Raw genomic sequence first — 24,211 nt, 5'->3', positions numbered from 1 at the left:
CGGAGTCCAGATCAGGAGTGTACGCGGGAGACGAGTGATGCGAGCACGCTCGAGTCCGCGATCTGCGCGAGGAGCTCGGCTCCGTCGAGCGGATCCGCGTCGGCGACTCGGATGTCGGCGCCCGGCAGGCGGGCGTACAGCTCGGACGAGAACTCGTCTACGATGTGCGCGCTGCGGAACACTCCGCCCGTCGCCCGGATGGTCGGGGCCGGTGCGAGGTGCTCGCCGACGCGGCGGAGCCCCGTGAACGCCGAGAGGGCGAGTTCGCGTGCTCCGCGCGTGAGGATGGACCGCGCGACCTCATCGTCATCGGCGACGGCGGAGACCTGCCGCGCGTACCTCGCGATGCGTTCCACGCGACTCGGGTCGGACTGCAGTTCGATGTAGGCGCTCTCGACATCGGGGAACTCGGCCCTGACGACGTCGAGCAGCGCCGTCTCGGGGCCGCGGCCGTCGTGGGCCCGCATCGCGGCGTCGAGCGCCTCCCGGCCGAGCCAGTACGCGCTACCGGCGTCGCCCATGAGGTTGCCCCAGCCGTCGATGCGTGCGACCGCCGAAGCACCGACCGCGAACGCGACGGTTCCGGTGCCCGCCGCGACGACGACGCCCCGCTCCTCGCCCAGCGTGCCGAGGAACGCGGTGACCGAGTCGTGCGCGAGCGTGATCGACTCGACGCCGAGTTCGTGCGCGCCGGTTCGGTAGAGCCCTTCGGCGTCTGCCTCGCTGCGCGTCAGCCCCGACACGCCGACACCGGCCGAGGCCGGCCGGCAGCCGCGTTCGAAGGCATCGCGGATCACCTCGGCGAGTTGCGGGCGCAATGGCAGGTCGGTGCGGATGCCGGGCAGCGACCACTGCTGCAGCTCGGCGCCGCGATACCGGACCTTGATCCCCGACTGGCCGGCGTCGACCGCCAGTGTCGGAGCACGGTCACGGTCCGCTCCCACGGACGCCATCTCCTCCGCCCCCATCACCCTCAGTTCTCCTGTCGTCCTCGGCGCACCGCCCTCGTTCGCCGACTCGGCATGTCAACGTTGGACACGGCCCTTCGTGGCATGTTACCTGTCGCGGTGCGAATTGTGGAAAGCTGAAGACAGCACTCGATGCCACGGGCGCCGTCGGAGACCCACGTCCCCGACCTCACGCCGACATGGAGGATTCCGATTCAGTCCAGGGCGACCCTTCACGATGTGGCGCGGCTCGCCGGAGTCAGCGCCAAGACCGTCTCGCGGGTGTACAGCGGTTCGCCGCGGGTGCTCCCCGAGACCCGCGAGCGCATCCTCGCGGCGGCGAAGCGATTGCGCTTCCGGCCGAACACCGTGGCACGCAACCTCCGCCAGGGCGGCAAGACCGACACGGTCGCGTTCGTGATGGGCGATATCCACAACCCGTTCTACTTCCACGTCGCCGCCGGCATCGAGCAGGAGCTCGCGAAGGGCGGGTTCACGATGCTGTGGGCCAGCACGGGTGATGCCCCCGACAGCGAGCCCGTCGTCGTCGACGCCCTGCTCAGCCAGCTGGTGCGCGCGCTGGTGCTGATCCCGATCGCGGGCGACCAGTCCTACCTCGAGGGCGAGCGGCAGCTCGGCACGCCCATCATCACCGTCGATCGCCCGGCAACCGATCTCGTCGCCGACACCGTCGTGCTCGCGAACCGGAGCGGCATGGCCGACGCGGTGCGGTCGCTGACGGCCAACGGCCATCGCAAGATCGGGTTCGTGAGCAACCCGAGCGAGATGTACACGCTCTCGGAGCGACTCGCGGGCTACCGGCAGGCACTCATGGAGGCCGGGGTCGCCGACAGCACGCCGTGGGAGCGGCTCGGCAACGATCCGTCGATCACGCCCGAGTCGCAGGTGCGCTCGCTGCTCGACTCGAGCGACCCGCCGACCGCGATCGTCACGGGCAACAACCGTGCGACCATGGGCGCGCTCCGCGAGCTGCGCACCCGCGAGGATCCGGTCGCCCTCATCGGCTTCGACGACTTCGAGCTCGCCGAGATGCTCGGCATCTCGGTCGTCGCGCACGACCCGGTCGAACTCGGCCGCGCCGCCGGCCGCCTCGCCCTCGAGCGCATCGAGCACCACGGCGGGCCCATCCGGCGCATCGAGCTGCCGACCCGCCTCGTGAAGCGCGGCTCCGGCGAGATCCCCGCACCGACCGGCTGACCGATCGCCGCCTCACCCGATCGCATCACCGGCGGCGAATCGCCGCATTGACATGATCATCAGGGTGTGCAAACCTGCCATGACAACGCTGACATGGCCTCGTTCCCGAAAGAAGACGATGAAGTTGACCACCGAACCGCACGCGCTCCTCGAGATGCGTTCGATCACGAAGGAATTCCCAGGGGTCAAAGCCCTCTCGGATGTCTCGATCACGGTGCGTCCCGCAGAGATCCACGCGATCTGCGGTGAGAACGGCGCCGGCAAGTCGACGCTCATGAAAGTGCTCTCGGGCGTCTACCCGACCGGCACCTTCACGGGCGAGATCTGGTTCCGCGGCCAGCGGGTCGAGTTCAGGGACATCCGCTCGTCTGAACAGGCCGGCATCGCGATCATCCACCAGGAGCTCGCGCTCATCCCCGAGCTGTCGATCACCGAGAACATCTTCCTCGGCAACGAGATCAACCACGGCGGCCGCATCGACTGGGTCGCCCAGAAGGCGCGGGCCCTCGACCTCCTTGCGCGAGTGGGTCTCGACGAAGACCCCGACACGCAGATCAAGCACCTCGGCGTCGGCAAGCAGCAGCTCGTCGAGATCGCGAAGGCGCTCGTGAAGGAGGTCAAGCTGCTGATCCTCGACGAGCCGACCGCGGCCCTCAACGAAGACGACTCCCAGCACCTGCTCGACCTCATCAGGGGGCTCAAGGGCAAGGGCATCGCGTCGATCATGATCTCCCACAAGCTCAACGAGATCGAGGCCGTCGCCGACCAGATCACGATCATCCGCGACGGCCGTGCGATCGAGACGCTCGACGTGCACGCCGGCGGGGTCGATGAGGATCGCATCATCCGCGGCATGGTGGGGCGCTCGCTCGAGAGCCGGTACCCGGAGCGCACGCCGAGCATCGGCGATGTGTTCTTCGAGGTGAAGGACTGGACCATCCAGCACCCGCAGGTGCCCGAGCGCCTCGTGGTGAAGGGGTCCAGCTTCAACGTGCGTCGCGGCGAGATCGTCGGCATCGCCGGCCTCATGGGCGCCGGGCGCACCGAACTGGCGATGAGCATCTTCGGGCGCTCCTACGGCAACTACCTGTCGGGCACCATCGTGAAGGACGGGCAGGAGATCGTCCTGAAGGACGTCGAGTCCGCGATCGACCACGGGCTCGCCTACGTGAGCGAAGACCGCAAGCAGCTCGGCCTCAACCTGCTCGACACGATCAAGCGCTCCATCGTCGCCGCGAAGCTGACGAAGATCGCCAAGGGCGGCGTCATCGACGACTCGCAGGAGTTCGGGATCGCCGAGGACTACCGGAAGCTCTTGCGCATCAAGACCCCGAGCGTCGACGCCGGCGTCTCGAAGCTCTCGGGCGGCAACCAGCAGAAGGTCGTGCTGGCGAAGTGGATGTTCACCGACCCCGACCTGCTGATCCTCGACGAGCCGACCCGCGGCATCGACGTCGGCGCGAAGTACGAGATCTACCTGATCATCCAGGCGCTCGCCGCACAGGGCAAGGGCGTCATCCTCATCTCGAGCGAGCTGCCCGAACTGCTCGGCATGGCCGACCGCATCTACACGGTGTTCGAAGGCCAGATCACCGACAACATCCCAGCACACGAAGCGAACCCCGAGGCACTCATGCGCAGCATGACCTCCGCGAAGAAGAAGGCGAACGCATGAGCACGACGGCGAACGACCCGGCCGCCCCGAAGAAGGGCGGACTCTCCGACCTGCGCAAGGTCTTCGGAGGCGGCCAGTCCAGCCTCCGCCAGTTCGGCATCCTCGGCAGCCTGATCGTCATCATCCTGATCTTCCAGATCTGGACGGGCGGCCTCACCCTGTCGCCGACGAACCTCATCAACGTCGTCAACCAGTACTCCTACATCCTGATCCTCGCGATCGGCATGGTGATGGTCATCATCATGGGACACATCGACCTCTCGGTCGGCTCGGTGGCGGCGTTCACCGGCATCATCGTCGCGAAGTCGATGGCCGACTGGAACCTGCCCTGGCCGTGGGCGATCCTGCTCGGCATCGCCGTGGGCGCCGCGATCGGAGCCTGGCAGGGATTCTGGGTCGCGTTCATCGGGGTCCCGGCGTTCATCGTGACCCTGGCCGGCATGCTCATCTTCCGCGGTGGCAACCAGTTCATCGGCCAGTCGACCACCACGCCCGTTCCGCAGGAGTTCGGCATCATCGGAGCCGGTTACCTCCCCGAGCTCGCGGTGCCGCTGAACTTCAACGTGCTGACGATGATCCTCGGCGTCATCGGCGCCGGATGGATCGTCTGGAACGAGATCCGCGCTCGCCGCGTGCAGAAGAAGATGGGCTCCGAGATGGCGCCCGTGTGGGTGAGCATCGTGAAGGTCGTCGTGCTCGCCGGCGTCATCCTCTGGGCCGCTTGGCTGTTCGCGACCGGGCGCCCCGGCACGAGCTTCCCGATCTCGGGCATCATCCTCGTCGCCCTCGTCATCCTCTACTCCTTCATCACGAACAACACGATCTTCGGCCGCCACATCTACGCCGTCGGCGGCAACCGCATCGCCGCCACGCTCTCGGGCGTCAAGGATCGCCGGGTCGACTTCTTCGTCATGATGAACATGTCGGTGCTCGCCGCCGTCGCCGGCATGATCTACGTCGCCCGTGCGACCGCATCCGGCCCGCAGGACGGCAACGGCTGGGAGCTCGACGCGATCGCGGCCGTCTTCATCGGCGGCGCCGCGGTCTCGGGCGGCATCGGCACCGTCATCGGGTCCGTCATCGGTGGTCTCGTGATGGCGTTCCTCAACAACGGCCTGCAGCTCATCGGCGCCGACGCCGACGTCGTGCAGATCATCAAGGGCCTCGTGCTGCTCTTCGCCGTCGGCGTCGACGTCTGGAGCAAGAGCCAGGGGCGCCCCTCGATCCTCGGCATCTGGGGCAGCCGTCGGAAGTCGCGCCTCGAGGCGCAGGCGCCCGACGAGGCTCCGACGGTGGTTCCGAGCTCGCAGTCCAACCTCTCGTCGCAGCCCGAGGACGTCACCCGGCGCTGAGGAACGTCGGCCGCGACATCCGCCGGCCGTCCCATCCCAAGAGAATCCGTCAATCCAACAAGAAAGTGAAAGATCAATGAAGAAGATCACTCTCGCGGCCACGGCGCTCGCCGCGGTCGCTGCACTCGCCCTGTCGGGATGCTCCGGCGGAGAGCGCGGTGGTGACGCCGGCGGGGCGTCCGACGCAGCCGGATTCGCCGCCGACTCCACGATCGGCGTCGCGCTGCCCGACAAGACCTCTGAGAACTGGGTGCTCGCGGGCGGCCTGTTCGAAGACGGCCTCGAGGAAGCCGGGTTCAAGGGCGACGTGCAGTACGCGCCCGCCTCGAACACCGTCGCCGAGCAGCAGAACCAAATCTCGGCCATGGTCACCAACGGGGCCAAGGTCATCGTCATCGGTGCGAAGGACGGCAAGCAGCTCGGCACGCAGCTGCAGCAGGCTGCCGACGCCGGCGTCAAGATCATCGCCTACGACCGCCTGATCGAGAACACGGAGAACGTCGACTACTACGTCGCGTTCGACAACTTCAAGGTCGGCCAGCTGCAGGGCCAGGCGCTGCTCGAGGGCCTCGAGGCACGCTCCGGCCACGCCGCGCCGTGGAACATCGAGCTCTTCTCGGGCTCGCCCGACGACGCGAACTCGGCCGTCTTCTTCGACGGCGCCATGGAGGTCCTCCAGCCGAAGATCGACGACGGCACCCTCGTCGTCGCCTCCGGCCAGACCGACATCGCGCAGACCGCGACGCAGGGCTGGGAAGCTGAGAACGCCCAGAGCCGCATGGACTCGATCCTGACCTCGACCTACTCGAGCTCCGACATCGACGGCGTGCTCTCGCCGAACGACAACCTCGCTCGCGCGATCATCACGTCGGCCAAGCAGGCCGGCAAGGACATCTCGAAGATCACGGTCACCGGTCAGGACTCCGAGGTCGAATCGGTCAAGTCGATCATGGCCGGCGAGCAGTACTCGACCATCAACAAGGACACCACCCTGCTGGTGGAGCAGACGATCAAGATGATCCAGCAGCTCCAGAAGGGCGAGGAGGCCGACGTCAACGACACCGAGCAGTACGACAACGGCGTCAAGGTCGTGCCCGCCTACCTGCTGGACCCGGTCATCGTGACCAAGGAGAACGCGGCCGAGGCGTACGCCAACAACCCGAACCTCCTCGAGATCGTCACCGCTGCACAGTGAGCTGACGTCCCGGAGAACCGAGGATCACCAGATGAGCGGCCCGCCGATCCGGCGGGCCGCTCGTTCTGTATGGGCCGTCGCGGCGGGCCTGCCACGGCAATGGGCAGCGCTGCCCATTCTCCGCACGCCGTGCTTCGTGGTGTGATCATGACGCGCACAAGGGGCGCTGAACACACCGGCGCCGCTTCGGCGCCCGAGAAGGGGACGTTGATGAAGAAGTTCGGAAGAGGAATCGCCGGTGGGGCGCTGGCGCTCGCGATCGCAGGGCTCTGCGCGATCGCGCCGGCGACCGCGGCGACTGCCTACAGCGGCACGACCGGCCAGGGCTGCACCGCCTACCAGTACTCGCGTGGCGGATACGCCACGTGCGTCGGTCAGATCCAGCGCATGCTGAACGGGGTGCAGTCGGCGTACAGCCTGGGCAGCGCCCTCGCCGTCGACAACTCGTTCGGCCCCGCCACTGAGTCGCAGGTGCGCAAGTTCCAGACCTGGGTGCACATCACCTCAGACGGCATCGTCGGACGCAATACGTGGAACACGCTGTGCTCCTACGCCGGCCAGGTCAACTTCGCCTACGCGAGTTCGAGCGCGGCGAAGCGCACGGCGTGGCAGGCCGCCTACGACGCCGGATGCTACGTGGAGAAGCCCGCCTCGGGATCGCCCGGGTACGTCACCATCTCGAAGTACTAGTCGCAGCAGCGATGAACGAAGGGCGGGTGGCGCGAGCCACCCGCCCTTCGGCGTTCACCAGGGCGCTGCGTTCATCGCTTCGGATCGGCGAGCACCCGGCCGCTCGCCGAGAGCGCGAGGCGCCGCGGCATGAAGCGGACGAGCGTGCTCGTGATCGCATTGGCCCGGCCGGAGACGACGCTCGCGGGCGTGCGGCGACGGTCGAGGCGACGGAGCGCGAGCCCCACGACCTCCTCGGGGGACTGGAAGCTGCCCACCGCGGCATCGCCGGTGCCGACGATGTCGAAGAACTCCGTACGCGTCGCGCCGGGGCTGAGCGTGAGCACCCGCAGCGACGATGCACGGTTCTCGTAGGCGAGTGCCTCGGTGAAGCTCAGCACGAAGGCCTTCGACGCCCCGTACACCGCCATGTCGGGGCAGGGCTGGTACGCCGCGGTGCTCGCGATGTTCACCAGGGCGCCTCGGCCCTCGCGCACGAGGTCGGGCAGGAACTCGCGCGTGATCGCCACGAGGGAGGCGACGTTCAGCTGCACCATCTCGGCGATGCGGGCCGGGTCGGCGTCGACGAACGCGCCCTTGACTCCGAAGCCGGCGTTGTTGACGAGGGTGCCGATGCGGATGCCCCGTTCGTCGAGCGCGACCCGCAGCGCCGTGTGGGCGTCGGATGTCGCGAGGTCGAGCGCGATCGGCGTCGCGCGCACGCCGTGCTCGCGTTCGATGCGATCGGCGAGCTCGCGCAGTCGCTCCTCGCGGCGGGCGACGAGCACGACGTCGGCGCCCCGGCGGGCGAACTCGGTCGCGAAGGCGGTGCCGAGGCCCGAACTGGCGCCGGTGATGAGGGCGGTGGTCCCGGTGAAGTCAATGGTCATGTTCGCTAATGTAGACAGTGACAGCATTGTTGTCAATGTCTACTTTCCGATAGAGTGCACGAGTGACCGAACGCGCCTATCACCACGGCAACCTGCGTCAGGCGCTCCTCGAGCGTGCGTGGGCGACGATCGACGATGACGGCATCGACGCCCTGTCGCTGCGACAGCTCGCACGCGACGTCGGCGTCAGCCACGGTGCATCCGCTCGCCATTTCGCCGACCGCACGGCACTGCTCGACGCGATCGCCGTCGCCGGCTTCACGCGCATGAACGACGCGCTCGCGGCGGCGGCGACGACCGAGACGACGTTCGCCGGGCAACTGCGCGCCGCGGGCCTCGCCTACATCGGGTTCGCGGTCGAGCATCCGGCGATCCTCGACCTGATGTACAAGGCGAAGCACCATCCCGACGCGTCGCCCGACCTCCTCGGACTCAGTCGGGCGAGCATGGCCGTGGTCGTCGAGTTCGTCGGCGCGGCGCAGGCGACGGGCGAGGTGCGGCCGGGCGACGTCGAACGACAGTCGCTCGTCGTGTTCGCCGCCGTGCACGGCGTCGCCGCGCTCGCCACCGACGACCTGCTCGACGGGGTGCCGTGGCGAGAAGCCGCCGACGCCACGATCGACGCCGTGCTCAGCTCGCTGACGGGCGTCGCCACGCCGTGACCCGATGAGGCGTGCGTCGGCGCGTCGTCTCGTCAGTCAGCGGGCGGGAGGCTCGGTGCCCGACAACTGCTGCGCAAACCTGAGCGACTCGACCGATCCGAGCTGTTGCTGCCGGTGAGGCTTCGCCAGGAAGCCGGAGAGGACCGGGATGTCGCGAGCGTCCCCGCGGAAGGGGACCCGCACGTCGCTGTCGCCGTCGCGGTCGAAGGGCAGACCCCGGTCGGCAGCCACGGCGCGGCGGATGACGAGCATCGGCCGCTCGTCGTGCAGGTCGGCACTCGGTTCGACCCCGTCGATGTGGTGCCACTCGAACACCGTCGGAGACTCTCGCAGCCGTGGCTTGCCGGCACCCGTGCCGTGCCTGACATCACGGACCGCGTGCACCGTCACGAATCCCGGCGCCAGCGTCAGGATCGCTGTCGGACGGCGGTTCCTCCGGGTTTCGCGCACGATGACGGGAAGCCCGCCGACCGCGATCGCGAGGAAGGCGAGGCCGAACAGGCCGTACATCCATGCCGGTCCCGAGATGGAGGCGGCACGGAGCGGCCCGCCGTCGAGGGTCGTGTCCCAACCGAGAGTCACGCCCGCGACGACGGCCGGCACGAGCCAGCTCGCTGCGACGACGACGACCATCACGAGCGCGAAGAGCTCCACGAGCAGCGTGGGAACCCACGACGAGTGTCCGATGCGCTCGAGCGCGCTGAACTCGCCCGACCGCTGCCACCGGGAGAGGTCGGCATCGCGAGCGGCGCGGGTCATGTTCAGTCCTGAGGTGGTGCGGGGAGCGAAGGGCTTCCAGTAGAACATGTCGATGAACGAGGCGCGCTGCTCATTCTCCCGCCGACTCCGGCTACTCCACGAGCTTGCCCGCCACCGAAACCTCGCGCATGAGGGACGCGATCTCCGCCGGGATCGGCGGGATCGACTCGCGCGTCACACCGGTCGACGGCGACCAGACGAGGTTCACCTGCAGCGCGGCATCCGTCTCGGGGTAGTCGCTGCGGTTGTGGCAGCCGCGCGTCTCGCGACGCTCGAGCGCCGCCTCGAGAGTTGCGCGGGCCGCCAGCGCGGCCGACTTGAGGTCGAAGGCGTGCGCGAGGTCCTGGTAGCCGGCGATGTCGGGGTGCACGCCGATGTCGGCGATGCGGGTCTCGATCGCCTCGAGCTCGGCGAGTCCGGCGACGAGGCCCTGCTCGTCGCGCACGACGCCGGCGTGCTCGGTCATGGTGTCGCGGATGGCGCGCTGGAGGGCGCGCACGTTCTCGGTGCCGTCGGAGGCGAGCAGCCCCGCGATCTCGTCGCGCGCCGTCTGCACCGCGGCTGCTGAACGCGTCTGCGCCGGGAGGGCGGCCGAGTACGAGGCGGCGGCCTGCCCGACGATGCGGCCGAAGACGAGCAGTTCGATGAGCGAGTTGCCGCCCAGCCGGTTGGCGCCATGCAGGCCACTGGATGCCTCGCCGATGGCGTAGAGCCCCGGGACATCCGTGCCGTGGTCGTCGGGGCGCACCCACACGCCGCCCATCGAGTAGTGCGCGGTGGGCGCGATCTCGATCGGCTCCTTCGTGATGTCGAGCATCTGCAGCTCGAGCATGGTCTGGTAGACGCGGGGGAGGCGGGTCATGATCGTCTCGCGGGGCAGGTGCGAGACATCCAGCCAGACACCGCCGTTGGGCGTGCCGCGGCCCTCCTTGATCTCGGTGTAGCAGGCGAGGGCGACCCGGTCGCGGGTCGAGAGCTCGAGGCGCTCGGGGTCGTACTTGTGCATGAAGCGCTCGCCGAGGCCGTTCGTGAGGATGCCGCCCTCGCCGCGGGCGGCTTCGGAGATGAGGGTGCCGGCCGCGTTCTCGGGCTCGATGATGCCCGACGGGTGGAACTGCACGAGCTCGGGGTCGCGCACCCGGCCGCCCGCCTCGACGGCGAGACGCCACGAGTCGCCGGTGTTCTCGTCGCGACGGGAGGAGGTGCGCCGCCAGATGCGGTTGTGCCCGCCGGCGGCGAGGATGACCGCGTCGGCGTGGATGAGGTAGCGGGTGCCGTCTTCGAGGTCGAAGCCGTAGGCGCCGAACACCGCGCCGTCGTCGTTCACGAGGATGCGCGTGACGTAGACGGTGTCGAGGATCGGCACGTTCAGCTGCGCGGCCCGGTTGACGAGCGTGCGCTGGATCTCGAGGCCGGTGTAGTCGCCGGCGAAGGCCGTGCGGCGGTAGGTATGGGCGCCGAAGAAGCGCTGCGAGATGCGGCCGTCGTCTTCGCGGGCGAAGGGCATGCCGTAGCGCTCGAGGTCGTCGATGCCGCGGGCCGCGCCTTCCGTGACCGTGACGACGGTGCGCGGGTCGGCGAGCAGGTAGCTCTCTTTCAAGGTGTCGGCGGCGTGCTGCTGCCAACTGTCGTCGGGGTCCATCGTCGACAGCGCCGCGTTGATGCCGCCGGCCGCGAGCGAGGTGTGCGCGTCGGACTTGGGGCGCTTGCCGAGGGCGAGCACGTCGACGCCCGCCTCGGCGAGTTCGATCGCGGCGCGCAGGCCCGAACCGCCGGTGCCGATGACGAGGACGGTCGTGGAGATCTGGCGTTCTGAGGTGGTGCTGGAGGTGCTCGGGGTGCTGGAGGTGCTCATGGGCTCAACGCTAGGTTTGCGCGGTCCATTACTCCAATGCATTTATGTCGTCAGCATCATGCATTCTGGCTATCGATCTACGCCCTCAGCGCTCGTCGTCGAACGCGTCCCGGGCGGCGAGGATGTCGTCGTGGTGCGCGGCGGCCCAGCGGGCGAGCTCGATGACCGGCACCGAGAGCGAGCGGCCGAGCTCCGTCGCCGCGTACTCGACCCGCGGCGGGATCTCGGGGTAGCTCGTGCGCGTGACGAGCCCGTCGCGCTCGAGGCTGCGCACGGTCTGCGTGAGCATGCGGTGCGAGATGCCGTCGATCTTGCGCTGCAGTTCGGTGAAGCGCAGCGGGCCGTCGTGCAGCACGCCGATGACGAGCATGCTCCACTTGTCGCCGACGCGGGCGAGGGTCTCGCGAATGACGCGGCTCGCCGGGTTGTCGACGCTGCATGCCTCGATGCCCTCGTGCCCGGCCTCGGCGCCGATGGGTGCGGTCGAGAGCACGCGGACGGGGTCGGTCGTCATGCTGTCCTCCTGGTGCCTGATCTCGATGGACGCTATCAGGTCGTGCGTCACGCACCCTGAGTAACCGGCGGACCGCGGCATCCTGGGGTGAGGAGCCGCCGCGGCATCCGCTCGAGACATGCCTGGGTCGACGCATCCGTGCGCCGCATGGATGTCGCGGCGACGATGCGCGTACGTTATCGACATGAACCTCGAGCAACTCCGCAGCTTCGTCGAGGTGGCCCGCTTCGGCAACTTCACCCGGGCCGCAGAGGAGCTCTACCTCGCCCAGCCCTCGCTGAGCCGTCAGATCGCCGCGCTCGAGCACGATCTGGGCGCCGAGCTCTTCCACCGAGCCCGCGGCGGCAGCACCCTGACGACCGCGGGGGAGTCGCTGCTGCCGCTCGCCCGCCGCATGCTCGCCGATGCCGAGTCGGTGCGCCGTGAGCTCGCCGAGCTGGCCGGTCTCGAGCGAGGGCGGGTGCGCCTCGGCGCGACGCCGACCCTCTGCATCAGCCTCGTCGCCGAGGTGCTGAGCGCGTTCCACGCGGAGCATCCGGGCATCGAGCTGCACCTCTCGGAACAGGGCTCGCGCCGCCTCCTCGACGAGCTCGCGAGCGGCGAGCTCGACCTCGCGCTCATCACCACCTCGGACGCCACGGCCGCCGAGCGGTTCACCGTGACGCCGCTCCTCGTCGAGGAGCTCGTGGTGATCTCATCGGCCGGCGCGCCGCCGGTCACCTCCCGCGACACCATCGAGCTGGCGGATGTCGCGGCGTTGCCGCAGATCGTCTTCAGCGCGACGTACGACCTGCGGAGCGCGACCGACGCGGCGTTCCGGGCCGCCGGCCTCACGCCCGAGGTCGTGCTCGAGGGGGCCGAGATGGACGCCGTGCTGCGGTTCGTCGAACGCGGGCTCGGGGTCGCGATCGTGCCCGCGATGGTGCTCATCGATCGGCCCGGCCTGCGGCCGGTGCGACTCGGCGAGCCCACACTCGACCGCACCATCAGCGTCGCGCGGCCCACCGACGTCGCGCCGACCGCGGCCGTCGAGGTCATGCGACAGACGATCTCGGCGAGTGCGACGGCATTCGCCGCGCGGGCAGGCGCGACGATGCGGCTCGCCGCGAGCGAGTGAGGGGATGTTGCAGAGCTCCCCCTCGTCCGGTTCAGCTGTACGTGAGCTGCGCGCTCGCGACCACGCTCGTACTCGCGACCACCCGCACCCAGTACGCCGAGAAGTGCACCGGGAATCGGTGGCGCAGCTGGCGCTCGACCGTGAACGTGCGGTAGCTGACCCAGTTGCCCTCGCCGGTGATGTCGACCTGCACGTCGAAGTCGACCGCCGCCTCACCCTGATGGGACAGCGCGATGAACTTCTCCTCGTAGGCGGTCATCAGGTACGGGTCGGAGGGCTGGCCTGCCACGACCGAGGTGTTCTTCCACGGCCCGCCGACGCCGCGCGGACGACCGAGCTTCCAGAGATCATCGACCGCGCCGACCCACAGCGCGGTCTTGCCGTCGGTCGAGCGAACGATGTGCTCGCCGGCTGGGGCGTCGTCGCGCACACCGGTGAGGATGGCCATGCCGCGATACGAGCAGTAGTCCTTGATGCGGCGGCCGTGGGTTGCGATCGGGCGCATCTTCGCGAACCCACCGGCGTTCTCGGCCGGTACCTCGTAGAACGTGCCGTGGGCGTTGAACAGGTCGCGCTCGGTGCAGATCTCGCGGTCGATGCGCTCGGGCCCGAGAGGGGCGGATGTCTCGTAGGCCGCGTTGAACTTGGGCAGTCGCCAGCGCCGACCGGCGTCGTCGATCACCAGCACCGACGCGGCGTCGACGTCGAGGACGCCGGTGGGAATGGCGCAGTTGAGACGGTGCCAGGCGTCCGAGTCGGGATCTTCGACCTTCTTGAGCTCGAAGTTGCCGTCCATCTCGTAGTAGCCGACCGACTGCGGCCCGTTGGCGGTGGGCCGGTCGACGACGAAGGCGAGGCTGCGCAGGTTGCCGCCGCGGGCACGCACCAGGCCGCCGGTGACGGCCGTGTCGCCGATCCCGGCCAGGCCGTCGAACATGGCGTCGGCCTCGGCCGGGCGCTCGTCGAGCTGCCGCATCGAGACGGTGGCTGTCACCCGTGTCGCGGCGCGGTCGGTGGTCAGCCTGATCCACTCGCCGAGCACGTGGCTCGGCATCGGGATCCACTGGTAGCCGTTGGCCGGCACCGTCACGCGCTGCCAGCGGGAGAACGCGCCCGAACCGTCGGCGTCGAGTTCGAGGTCGAACGTCACGGGCTCGCTGGAACCATGGCTGAGGTGCAGCACGCGTCGGTCGAAGCCGGCGATGAGGAACGGGTCGGAGGGGGTGGCGGCGGGCACTTCGTCGTCGTCCCAGACGGAACCACGGCCGATCGCGAAGCCGAGGTCGTCGAGCTGGCCGGGATCGACGAACCAGAGGTTCGACTGCGACTGGCCGGGGCCGATCAGGTTGCCCTTGTGTCTGCGCTTGTTGTAGAACTCGGCTTGCGCCGTATCGTCGCTGCCGAGCACGATGCGGTCGCCCCAGCGTGCGAAGTCTCCGATCACCTTGAGGTAGCTGCTGCGCGGGCGGATGCCGGCGGCGCTGCCGATGTCGAATGCCGCCGGGAACCGCCAGAAGGCACCGTGCATCGTCATGAGCAGGTCTTCGCCCTGCCCGACCTCGCGGATGCGCGGCCACTCGGTGTTCCAGCCGTGGGCGCCGTCGTAACTGTGGCTGCTCTTCGGCAGACGGAACGTGACCCATTCGTCGTTGCGACGGATCTGCAGGATGATCGAGCGGTAGTCCCAGCCGACCGCCCACACCGGGTCGTCCGCTGTTCGGCTGCCGCCGACGATGCCGGCGGGCCCCGTGACCTCGGTGAACTGGTTACGGCGCACGAGCTGCCAGTCTCCGCTGCCGTGCCACTCGCCGAGCGCACCCGACTCGGTCGTGGGGTCGGTCTGGGCCGCGGGGGCGGCGTCGCCGTTGTTGCTGTAGATGACCACGTCGCCGTGGGTGTAGAGGCCCTTGCCGTGATAGCCGGGAAGGGTCGAGCTGATCGTCGCGGGATCGGTCGGGCTCGTGATGCCGCCGTTGCCGTCTTTGATGTCACCCGACACGGCGAGGCTGTTGACGTCGACGCTGTAGAGGCCCTCCTCCATCGTGGCGAAATGGACCTTGTTCACCGGGTCGGCCCAGTGGCGCGACGTGCCGGTCAGGCGGCCCGGCATCACCGATCGGTCGATGACCCGCACGGTCGCGTCGGCGGCGATGACGTAGGGGCCGATGAAGAGCTGGTTCGACTCCTCGTGGATCATGCGGTTGGCGTTGGTGCCGCCGACGCTCTCGGGGCGCACCACCTGTTGCAGTTCAGGGGTGATCTCATAGAGCTTGTCGCTCGAGCCGCGCACGAGGTGCGGCCCATACGTGATCGCCCACAGGCGCCCGGCCCAGGGAACGACGGCACCGGTGCCGCACTCGCCCTCGGTGTTGAACATCGCCAAGGTCGGATAGATGCCCGAGACCGCCCGTGGCAGAGCAGCGACGGCACCCGCGGCCGAGCCCCCGAATGCTGCGGGCGCAGCCCAAGCCGTCGCGGGGGCGGGCATCGCCCAGGCGCCGACGCCGGCGAGCACCACGCCCTGCAGCACGGTGCGCCGAGTCGGCCGAGCCGCGTGGGCGCGGCCGGGTTCGGAGATCGGAGGGTCCGGCAGATTCGCAGTCATTGGTCTACTTCCTCGGAGACAGTCGATGCACGAAACCCCGAGTTTTGCGCATGGAGCAGACGAAAGCCACCGGATTCGAGATGAAAGGTGCTTGACGTACGGTGTTTGTGGCTATGGACGTCATTTGCCGTGGTCGAGGTCGCGTGCCCTGCACAGGCAGCCGCGTCGGCGCCGAGTCGGTGACCTTATGGACCTTCGCGAGTCCGGCGCCGAGCAGACGCCGGCACGGATCAGCTGAGCCCGAACGCCCGCTGCAACGTCTGCCCGAGCAGCGCCGGCACGTCGAGCTCGCCGGGGTGCAGCGCGCTGTAGACCTGCAGGCCCTCCCAGGTCGCCACCACGACGGCGGCGCTCTGCTCGGGGGTGAGGCCGTCGTCGGCGACCGCCCCGCTCTCGCGCTGGCTGCGGATCGTCGACGCCATGATCGACGTGAGCACGCGGTGCCGCTCCTGCAGGGCGGGGCGGGCCGGGTGGGCGGCCGCGCCGGCCTCGGCCGACAGCGTCGACAGCAGGTTCACGAGGCCCGGCGCCGACTCGTTCTGTCTCGCGACCGCGACGAACCCGTCGACGAGCGTGGCGGGCGGAATCGTCTCGGGGAACTCGGGCGGGGCGCCCTGCAGGTCGTGCCACTCGATGACGGAGAGCAGGAGTGCGACCTTGTTGCCGAAGTGGTGCAGGAGCGTGGAGTGGTCGACGCCGGCCTCGCGGGCGATCGCTCGCAGGGAGGCGCCGTAGAAGCCCTTCTGGGCGAAGGCCTCGGCCGCCCTGGCGACGATCAGGCGCTTCGTGGCGTTGCCGGTCGCGTAACCGGTGGAGAGCCACTCGGTGGGCAACTCGGGCACGATCGGCTCCTTCGTCGGTGTGGAATCGGCAGCTCTCGAGGGTAGCCGACTCAAATTCCACCAAGTGGTGGAACTTGGGTTAGTGTAGGCAACCGTGTCCACTCCACGCAACGACGCTGAACTGATCGAGCGCATGACGCTGGCCGAGAAGGCGTCGCTGACCTCGGGCGCGAACTTCTGGAATACGAAGCCCGTCGCGCGCCTCGGCGTGCCCTCGATCATGCTCACCGACGGTCCGCACGGCCTGCGCAAGCAGGGCGGCGCCGCCGACCACCTCGGGCTCAACGCGAGCATTCCCGCGACCTGCTTCCCTCCGGCCGCCGCTTTGGCGAACAGCTGGGATCGCGACCTCGTCGGTCGAGTGGGCCAGGCGCTCGGCGACGAGGCGGCGGCCGAGCGCGTGAGCGTGCTGCTCGGCCCGGGGCTCAACATCAAGCGCAACCCCCTCGCGGGCCGGAACTTCGAGTACTTCTCCGAGGATCCCCTGCTGTCCGGCGTGCTGGCCGCGGCGAAGGTGCGCGGCATCCAGTCCCGCGGCGTCGCGGCGAGCGTCAAGCACTTCGCGGTCAACAGCCAGGAGACGCACCGCATGAGCATCGACGAGATCGTCGATGAGCGCGCGCTGCACGAGATCTACCTCGAGGGCTTCCGCATCGCGATCACCGAGGGCGACGCGTGGACAGTGATGAGCGCCTACAACAAGGTCAACGGCACCTACGCGAACGAGAATCGGCACCTGCTGGGCGACATCCTCCGGCAGCGGTGGGGCTTCGACGGGCTCGTCGTCACCGACTGGGGCGGCAACAACGACCGGGTGCGCGGGCTCCTCGCCGGCAACGCCCTCGAGATGCCGTCGACGAACGGCGTGACCGACCGGGAGGTCGTTCATGCGGTCGAGCACGGCGACCTCGACGAGGCCGTGCTCGACGACCGGGTCGGCGAACTGCTCGCGCTCATCGAGCGGACGCGGGCCCGGACGCGGACGCAGCCGGTCGAGGCATCCGCCGTCGACTACGACGCGCACCACGACCTGGCCGTCGAGGCGGCACGCCGCTCGATCGTGCTGCTCGAGAACCGCCGCTCGATCCTCCCGCTCGGCGAGGGCGCAGGCAAGGTCGCCGTCATCGGCGACTTCGCGGCCCGGCCGCGCTACCAGGGCGCCGGCAGTTCGCTCGTGAACCCGACGAGGATCGACGCCGCGCTCGACGCCCTTCGCGAGTCCGAGCTCGACGTGATCGGCTACGAGCCGGGCTTCGCACGCATGGACCGGCGATCGAGCGGCTGCCGTCGCCGCGCCATCCGCTTGGCCCGACGCGCCGACGTGGTGCTGCTCTTCCTCGGCCTCGACGAATCGGCCGAGGCCGAGGGCGTCGACCGATCGCACATGCGCCTCGCCGAGAACCAGCTCGCGCTCGTGCGCGAGCTCACGGCGCTCGACGTGCCCGTCGTCGTCGTGCTCGCGGGCGGCGCAGCCGTCGAGCTCCCGTTCGCCGATGACGTCGACGCGATCGTGCACAGCTCCCTGGCCGGCCAGGGCGGCGGTCGCGCGGTCGCCGAGGTGCTCACGGGCCAAGTGAACCCCGGCGGTCGCCTCGCCGAGACCTACCCGATCCGATACGAGGATGTCCCGTCGTCGGCCACGTACGGACGCACCGAGGCCACCTCGGAGCACCGCGAACACGTCTACGTCGGCTACCGGTACTTCGACAAGGTCGACGCGGCCGTGCGCTACCCCTTCGGGCACGGCCTCGGCTACACGACGTTCGCCTACTCCGACCTGAGCGCCGGCCCGACGTCCGCGATCGTCACCGTCACCAACACCGGCGATCGAGCGGGCACCGAGACGGTGCAGCTCTACGTCGAGGCCCCGGATGCCGCGGCGGGAGTCATCCGGGCGCCGCGCGAGCTGCGCGGCTTCGCGAAGGTCGACCTCGCGCCCGGCGAATCGGCGACCGTCGAGATCCCGTACGCCGAGCACGCGTTCGACGTCTTCGACGCCGATGCGGACGACTGGCGCACGATCGGGGGCAGGTATTCCGTCCTGGCCGCGGCGTCGTCGCGCGACATCCGTCTGCGTGCCGAACTCGAGGTCGCAGGTTCGCCGATGCCGTCCACCGGGACCTCCGCCCTGCCGCACTACGCGACGGGCCGGGTCGAGCTGGTGGGCGACGCCGAGTACGCGGCCCTGCTCGGTCGCGAGCTGCCGCCCTCGATGTGGCCCGCCAACCAGCCGCTCACCCGCGACGACATCGTCGCCCGCACGCGCGGCCGCGGCGGATTCGCGAGCCTGATGCACGGCGTGATCGACGGCGCGAGCCGACTCGTCATGCGGCTCGGCCGCCCGCTCACGGCCAACAACATCCGCTTCGCGCTCGACCTCCCGTTCCGATCGATCTCCCGCCTGTCGGGCGGATCGGTCAGCGACGAGATGGTCGACGCGCTGCTCATCGCGGTCAACGGCCGCTTCTGGCGCGGTGCCGCCCGTTTCGTGGCCGCATGGCGCACCCATCGACGAACCGCACGGACGCGGGGAGAGGACTAGACGTGGCGACACGCAAGGAGATCAAGCAGGAGGCCGTGGCCCGCGTCAGAGCGGAGCGCGAACTCGCGAAGCAGTGGCGCGCCGAGCTGAAGGCGATGCCGCGCGAGGAGCGCGCGGCCGCGAAGGCCGCCCACCGGGCTGAGGCCCGTGCGGCGAAGAAGGCAGCGAAGGCGGAGCGCGCCGCCCGGCGCGCCACGATGACGCGCGCCGAGCGCCGCCTCGACTCGCGCCGCGAGCGGGTGTACCGCAAGGTCAAGCACCGGCCGCAGCGTGCGATCGGCTGGACCGTCGTGGTCGCCGTCGTCGCGATCCTGGCCGTGCTGGCCGCGCCCGTCGTCTCGGACATCAGCCGGCTGCTGTCGATCACCGTCGACTCGTCGACCGCCGACGGCGTCGCCGCTCGCGAGCATGGTGCCGTGGTGGCCGAGCAGATCTCCGACGAGGGCATCGTGCTGCTGAAGAACGACGGCGTACTTCCGCTCGCCGAGCAGAAGGTCAACGTCTTCAGCTTCGCGTCGTTCAACCTGCGGTACGGGGGCAACGGCTCGGGCGGCTCCGATCAGTCGAGCGCCGTCACCCTCTACGACGCGCTCGAGGAGCAGGGCGTCGCCTACAACCCCGAGCTGTACGGTGCCATGCAGGACGCCGGCGCGAAGACCGAGGAGGGCGCCGCCAACGGCCTCATCGCGATCGCCCAGATGGTGTCGGGGAGCGGCAAGGGCACGGAGCCCGCACCCGACTACCTGACCGACGACGTCATAGCGCAGGCGAAGGGCTTCGCCGACACCGCGCTCGTCGTCATCGGCAACGACGGCGTCGAAAGCGCCGACATGACGGCGGGCGAGCTCGCGCTCACCGACGAGCAGCGCGAACTGTTCGACACCGTGACGGCGTCGTTCGACCAGGTCGTCGTGATCGTCAACTCGGGCAACCAGATGGAGCTCGGCTTCCTCGACGAGTACCCGCAGATCACCGGCGCCGTCTGGATCGGCACCCCGGGTCCGCGCGGAGCGGTCTCGCTCGCGAAGGTGCTGACCGGCGAGGTCAACCCCTCGGGCCGCTTGACCGACACCTACGCCTACGACGTCACGAGCGCGCCCTCGACGGTCAACTACGGTGACTTCCAGTACGACAACACCAAGCGCGGCTTCCTCGACTACGCCGAGGGCATCTACGTCGGCTACCGCTACTACGAGACCCGATACGTCGACGACGAGGCGGGCTACCAGGCCGCCGTGCAGTACCCCTTCGGCTACGGCCTGAGCTACACCGACTTCGAGTGGACGGCGAGCACGCCGGTCGTCGCCGAGGGTCGGGTCAGCGTCGACGTGACGGTCGCCAACACGGGCGACACGGCCGGCAAGGACATCGTCGAGGTCTACGCCTCGGCACCGTACACGCCGGGCGGCGTCGAGAAGTCGGCGATCACGCTCACCGGCTACGCGAAGACCTCTCTGCTCGAGCCCGGGGCGTCGGAGACCGTCACCGTCGAGTTCGCACTGCGCGACCTCGCGTCGTGGAACACAGCCGAAGGCGCCTACGTGCTCGACGCGGGACAGTACGACATCTCCGTCGCGACCGACGTGCACACGCCCGTCGCCGAGTTCCCGATCGCGGTCGCCGACACGACGGTCTACGGCACCGACGAGACCACGGGCGTGGAGCTCGAGAACCGCTTCGGCTACGCGGAAGGCGACGTGGAGTACCTCTCTCGGGCCGACTGGGAGGGCACCTACCCGAGCGCCGACGACATCGACCACGAGGCATCCGAGGAGACCCTCGCGTTGATGGACCCTGAGATCGCACCGGCCGAGGGCGAGGTGCCCACCTACGAAGCCGACAACGGCCTCATGCTCGAGGACCTCGCCGGCCTCGACTACGACGACCCGAAGTGGGAGCTGTTCCTCGACCAGTTCACCCGCGACGAGCTCATCGACCTCTTCGCGAAGGGCGCTTACGAGACCGCGGCGGTCGAGCGGCTCGGAGTGCCCTCGGCGGTGCTGCTCGACAGCCCGTCGGGCCTGAGCTTCTTCTTCGGCGACATCACGGCGGCCGCGTACCCGACCGAGATCGTCGTCGCCTCGACCTGGAACGACGAGCTCGCCTTCGAACTCGGCGAATCGGTCGGCGCAGAGGCGAACGCCTACGGCATCGAGGGCTGGTACGCCCCGGGCATGAACCTGCACCGCACCGCGATGGGCGGTCGCGACTTCGAGTACTTCTCCGAGGACCCGCTGCTCTCGGGCAAGATGGCGGCCGGCATGATCTCGGGCGCGCAGAGCAAGCACGTGCTCACCTTCATGAAGCACTTCGTGCTGAACGACCAGGAGATCAACGCGCGGGCCCCCGGCGTCAACGTCTTCGTCGACGAGCAGGCGCTGCGCGAGCTCTACCTGAAGCCCTTCGAGATCAGCGTGAAGGAGGGCGGCGCGATGGGCGCGATGTCCTCGTTCATCAACATCGGCGGCAGCTGGGCGGGCGGCAACGAGCAGCTCCTCCAGGAGGTGCTGCGCGGCGAGTGGGGCTTCGACGGCGTCGTCTCGACGGACGCGGTGCTCGGCGGGTTCATGGACCCGGCGCTCGCCGTGCGCTACGGCAACGACCTCATGCTCGCCCCGCTGTCGAGCTCGGTCGTCAGCTCGGTGAAGCAGGCGTACGACGAGGACCCGGTCGGCGTGGGCAACGGCCTCCGCGACCGCGTGCACGCCGTGAGCTACGCGCTGCTCCAGACCGAGCTGTTCCAGTGAGCTGAGCGGCCACGGGCCGCGAACGAGCGCGAACGAGCGCGAGCGGACGAAGGGCGGATGCCACGTGGCATCCGCCCTTCGTCGCGTTCGATCCTGGCCGTGGAGGCGACGAACGCGATCCGTCAACCGGTTCCGCAGACGGCATGCCCTCGATACGCTGAGCGGGCAGGCGAGGAGAGGAATGCTCATGACGATCAACGATGACGACATCACCCGCGAGCCCGGCGCTGAAGGCGAAGGCACCGCCGACGGCGGTGCCAACCCCGAGGGCCACGACGGCGGTGCCGACGGGTCGGCCGAGGCCGGCGGCGAAGGCACGGCCGACGGCGGCGCGAACCCCGGAGGCCACGACGGCGGCGCCGACGGCTCGGCGGCTGCGGGGGAGGGCGTCGCGGATGGCGGCGCGAACCCCGGTGGCCACGACGGCGGCGCGGACGGTTCGGCGGAGTGACCGACCCGGAGCGCGGGTCGAGCAGTCGACCCGCGCTCTCGCGCTGCATCAGCGTTCCCGCCGACGAGTTCGCCGCCCGGTACTGGGGCAGTCAACCGCTGCTCTCGCCGGCCGCCGAGCTCGACCGCGGCTTCGACGACCTGTTCTCGGTCGCCGCCGTCGACGAGCTCATCACGCGTCGCGGAGTGCGCACCCCGTTCATCCGCATGGCGAACGAGGGGTCGGTGCTCGCGGCATCGTCGTACACCGCACCAGGTGGTTTCGGCGCCGAGATCGCCGACCAGGTCTCGAGCGACAAGGTGCTCGCCGAGTTCGCGGGCGGCGCGACCATCGTGCTGCAGGGGCTGCACCGCCTGTGGCCGCCGATCATCGACTTCACGCGCGAGCTCATCGACGACCTCGGGCACCCGGCGCAGGTCAACGCCTATGTCACCCCGCCGTCGTCGCAGGGGTTCGACGCGCACTACGACACCCACGACGTGTTCGTGCTGCAGGTCTCGGGCGAGAAGCACTGGCGCATCCACGCGCCGGTGCTCGTCGACCCGCTGCGCTCCCAGCCGTGGGACCGGCATCGCGGTGCGGTCGCCCGAGCTGCCACGGGCGAGCCGGTGATCGATGCGGTGCTGCGCCCCGGCGATGCGCTCTACCTGCCGCGCGGGTGGATCCATTCGGCGACCGCGCTCGGCGCGACATCCGTGCACCTGACCGTCGGCATGGCGGCGTACACGCGCGCCGACCTCGTCGACGCGCTCCTCCGCGAGGTCGGCGACAACGCCGCCCTGCGAGGGTCGCTTCCACTCGGCATCGACCTGCGCGACACGGAGGCGATCGCACCGGTCGTCGCGCAGACGATTCAGGCCCTCATCGAGACGCTGCAGCAGACGGATGCCTCGCGGCCGGCCGCCGTGCTCGCAGACCGGTTCGATGCCGCGACCCGCGCGGAACCGATCGCGCCCCTCTCGACGCTCGAGGCGCTCGCGACGTTGGATGCGTCGACGCCCGTGCGCTGGCGTGCGTCGCTGCCCGTGCGGGTCACCACGATCGACGACCGGGTGCGCATCGTCGGGCGCGCGAAGACGTTGTCGTTGCCGGTCGAGGCGGAACCGGCGGTGCGACGGCTCGTCGCGGGCGGGGTCGTCGCGCCCAGCGAGCTGCCGGGCCTCGACACCGAGAGCGCGGTCGTCGTCGTGCGACGCCTCGTGCGCGAGGGATTCGTGGTGGCGCCCGCGTGACGCTCGCCGTCGAGCACTGGGCCCCGTGCAGCGATCGCGCTCGCGAACGGCACGACCCGCTCGTCGGCACGGGCCCTCGCGGTCTGCGATGGTTCCTCATCGAGGTCGCAGGAAGCTGGGGTCAGAACGCCCTGCTCGACGCGCCGTTCGACCGCGAGCTCGGCCGTGCCCTCGTGCGTCGAATCGAGGGCGCGGGCATGCGGCCGCTCGCGATCCGTCGAACGGGTCGGCGCGCCGCCCCGGCGACGCAGCGGTGGGCGATCGTCGATTCACGGCCGGGTCGGGAACGTGTCGTGTGGGGTGAGGTGGCGGATGCCGCGGCGCTGCTCGACGTGCCGCTCGACGGGTCGACGGGCACGCCCTCGACCCGACCCGTCTACTGCATCTGCACCCACGCCAGGCACGACCAGTGCTGCGCCGTGCGCGGCCGCCGGGTCGTGACCGCGCTCGCCGAAGCGCGCCCCGAGGAGACCTGGGAGTGCTCGCACCTCGGCGGCGACCGGTTCGCCGGAACCATGGTGGTCTTCCCGCACGGCCTCTACTACGGGTACGCCGACGACGGCGACCCCGTGCGCATCGCCGACGCCTTCGACGACGGCCGCATCGTGCCCGAGCAGTTCCGGGGTCGCAGCTCGCTGACGCATCCCGTGCAGGCCGCACAGCACTTCGCCCGCGAAGCCTTCGGCGATGAGCGCATCGACTCGTTCGCGCCGATCGCGGAGGAGGCGGCGGAAGGCGGTTGGCGCGTGCGACTGGCCGGGGCCGGGGGCGCCGGTGGTACCGATGCGGGCACCGCTGACGGTCATGCCGCCGGTGCCGGCAACATCGTGGTCGACCTGGAGGAGACGCACTCCGAACCCCTGCTGTCGACGTGCGCCGCGACGCGGTTCGTGCGGGTGCGGCAGTACGCGCTTCGCTCGATCACCGTGAGCGCGTGAG

Annotated in this window: 19 protein-coding genes; 12 read left to right on the top strand and 7 right to left on the bottom strand. The window is 69.7% G+C overall.

Annotated features, from left to right (window positions below):
- Positions 1 to 11: 11 nt before the first annotated feature.
- Positions 12 to 944 carry an N-acetylglucosamine kinase gene (locus ESP57_RS07455; protein WP_165877405.1) on the bottom strand — a complete coding sequence of 311 codons (933 nt, stop codon included), beginning with the start codon at positions 942 to 944 and terminating at the stop codon, positions 12 to 14.
- 243 nt (positions 945 to 1,187) lie between these two features.
- Between ESP57_RS07455 and ESP57_RS07450 the strand changes: the two genes are divergently transcribed.
- The 5 genes from ESP57_RS07450 to ESP57_RS07430 all read left to right on the top strand — a co-directional run bounded on the left by ESP57_RS07450 (position 1,188) and on the right by ESP57_RS07430 (position 7,077).
- On the top strand, positions 1,188 to 2,165 hold the full coding sequence (locus tag ESP57_RS07450; RefSeq protein ID WP_243648446.1) for a LacI family DNA-binding transcriptional regulator: 978 nt from the start codon (positions 1,188 to 1,190) through the stop codon (positions 2,163 to 2,165).
- A 118-nt stretch (positions 2,166 to 2,283) separates the two neighbouring features.
- Positions 2,284 to 3,840 carry a multiple monosaccharide ABC transporter ATP-binding protein gene (gene mmsA, locus ESP57_RS07445; protein WP_129231112.1) on the top strand — a complete coding sequence of 519 codons (1,557 nt, stop codon included), beginning with the start codon at positions 2,284 to 2,286 and terminating at the stop codon, positions 3,838 to 3,840.
- Positions 3,837 to 5,192 (top strand): multiple monosaccharide ABC transporter permease, encoded by a 1,356-nt coding sequence (gene mmsB, locus ESP57_RS07440; protein WP_056005407.1) that lies wholly within the window; start codon positions 3,837 to 3,839, stop codon positions 5,190 to 5,192. Before mmsA ends, mmsB begins: the two co-directional genes overlap by 4 nt.
- Positions 5,193 to 5,268: 76 nt before the next feature.
- Positions 5,269 to 6,387 (top strand): substrate-binding domain-containing protein, encoded by a 1,119-nt coding sequence (locus tag ESP57_RS07435; RefSeq protein ID WP_056005404.1) that lies wholly within the window; start codon positions 5,269 to 5,271, stop codon positions 6,385 to 6,387.
- 210 nt (positions 6,388 to 6,597) lie between these two features.
- Positions 6,598 to 7,077 carry a peptidoglycan-binding domain-containing protein gene (locus ESP57_RS07430; protein WP_165877404.1) on the top strand — a complete coding sequence of 160 codons (480 nt, stop codon included), beginning with the start codon at positions 6,598 to 6,600 and terminating at the stop codon, positions 7,075 to 7,077.
- Positions 7,078 to 7,148: 71 nt separating this feature from the next.
- On the opposite strand, the gene ESP57_RS07425 is transcribed toward ESP57_RS07430, so the two are convergent.
- Positions 7,149 to 7,946: an SDR family NAD(P)-dependent oxidoreductase gene (locus tag ESP57_RS07425; RefSeq protein WP_129231110.1), complete on the bottom strand. Its 798-nt coding sequence runs from the start codon at positions 7,944 to 7,946 to the stop codon at positions 7,149 to 7,151.
- 62 nt (positions 7,947 to 8,008) lie between these two features.
- On the opposite strand from ESP57_RS07425, the gene ESP57_RS07420 reads away from it, so the two are divergent.
- Positions 8,009 to 8,608, top strand: a complete 600-nt coding sequence (locus ESP57_RS07420) for a TetR/AcrR family transcriptional regulator (protein WP_129231109.1) — start codon at positions 8,009 to 8,011, stop codon at positions 8,606 to 8,608.
- Between the two features lie 36 nt (positions 8,609 to 8,644).
- On the opposite strand, the gene ESP57_RS07415 is transcribed toward ESP57_RS07420, so the two are convergent.
- The 3 genes from ESP57_RS07415 to ESP57_RS07405 all read right to left on the bottom strand — a co-directional run bounded on the left by ESP57_RS07415 (position 8,645) and on the right by ESP57_RS07405 (position 11,736).
- Positions 8,645 to 9,367 (bottom strand): hypothetical protein, encoded by a 723-nt coding sequence (locus tag ESP57_RS07415; protein WP_129231108.1) that lies wholly within the window; start codon positions 9,365 to 9,367, stop codon positions 8,645 to 8,647.
- A gap of 91 nt (positions 9,368 to 9,458) precedes the next feature.
- Entirely contained in the window at positions 9,459 to 11,222 is a 1,764-nt protein-coding gene (locus tag ESP57_RS07410) for an L-aspartate oxidase (protein ID WP_129231107.1), read from the bottom strand.
- A gap of 85 nt (positions 11,223 to 11,307) precedes the next feature.
- Positions 11,308 to 11,736, bottom strand: coding sequence for a winged helix-turn-helix transcriptional regulator (locus ESP57_RS07405; protein WP_129231106.1), 429 nt, complete (start codon positions 11,734 to 11,736; stop codon positions 11,308 to 11,310).
- Positions 11,737 to 11,920: 184 nt separating this feature from the next.
- On the opposite strand from ESP57_RS07405, the gene ESP57_RS07400 reads away from it, so the two are divergent.
- On the top strand, positions 11,921 to 12,853 hold the full coding sequence (locus ESP57_RS07400; RefSeq protein WP_129231105.1) for a LysR family transcriptional regulator: 933 nt from the start codon (positions 11,921 to 11,923) through the stop codon (positions 12,851 to 12,853).
- Positions 12,854 to 12,884: 31 nt separating this feature from the next.
- On the opposite strand, the gene ESP57_RS07395 is transcribed toward ESP57_RS07400, so the two are convergent.
- Both ESP57_RS07395 and ESP57_RS07390 read right to left on the bottom strand, forming a co-directional pair.
- Positions 12,885 to 15,458 (bottom strand): hypothetical protein, encoded by a 2,574-nt coding sequence (locus ESP57_RS07395; RefSeq protein ID WP_199470606.1) that lies wholly within the window; start codon positions 15,456 to 15,458, stop codon positions 12,885 to 12,887.
- 230 nt (positions 15,459 to 15,688) lie between these two features.
- Positions 15,689 to 16,300 (bottom strand): TetR/AcrR family transcriptional regulator, encoded by a 612-nt coding sequence (locus ESP57_RS07390; protein WP_056005384.1) that lies wholly within the window; start codon positions 16,298 to 16,300, stop codon positions 15,689 to 15,691.
- A 94-nt stretch (positions 16,301 to 16,394) separates the two neighbouring features.
- On the opposite strand from ESP57_RS07390, the gene ESP57_RS07385 reads away from it, so the two are divergent.
- The 5 genes from ESP57_RS07385 (at position 16,395) to ESP57_RS07365 (ending at position 24,210) form a co-directional block, all read left to right on the top strand.
- Complete coding sequence (locus ESP57_RS07385) at positions 16,395 to 18,842, top strand: glycoside hydrolase family 3 C-terminal domain-containing protein (protein WP_199470605.1); 2,448 nt, start codon at positions 16,395 to 16,397, stop codon at positions 18,840 to 18,842.
- A 2-nt stretch (positions 18,843 to 18,844) separates the two neighbouring features.
- Entirely contained in the window at positions 18,845 to 21,589 is a 2,745-nt protein-coding gene (locus tag ESP57_RS07380) for a glycoside hydrolase family 3 protein (RefSeq protein WP_165877403.1), read from the top strand.
- 187 nt (positions 21,590 to 21,776) lie between these two features.
- Positions 21,777 to 22,040, top strand: coding sequence for a hypothetical protein (locus tag ESP57_RS07375; RefSeq protein ID WP_056007570.1), 264 nt, complete (start codon positions 21,777 to 21,779; stop codon positions 22,038 to 22,040).
- On the top strand, positions 22,037 to 23,272 hold the full coding sequence (locus ESP57_RS07370; RefSeq protein WP_129231102.1) for a cupin domain-containing protein: 1,236 nt from the start codon (positions 22,037 to 22,039) through the stop codon (positions 23,270 to 23,272). The genes ESP57_RS07375 and ESP57_RS07370 overlap by 4 nt, the downstream gene beginning before the upstream one ends.
- Positions 23,269 to 24,210 carry a sucrase ferredoxin gene (locus ESP57_RS07365; RefSeq protein WP_129231101.1) on the top strand — a complete coding sequence of 314 codons (942 nt, stop codon included), beginning with the start codon at positions 23,269 to 23,271 and terminating at the stop codon, positions 24,208 to 24,210. Before ESP57_RS07370 ends, ESP57_RS07365 begins: the two co-directional genes overlap by 4 nt.
- Position 24,211: the final 1 nt, after the last annotated feature.

The organism is Agromyces fucosus, assembly GCF_004134865.1.
In the GTDB taxonomy this organism is placed as follows: Bacteria; Actinomycetota; Actinomycetes; order Actinomycetales; family Microbacteriaceae; genus Agromyces; species Agromyces fucosus.
This window is presented reverse-complemented; position numbering and strand designations above follow the sequence as displayed.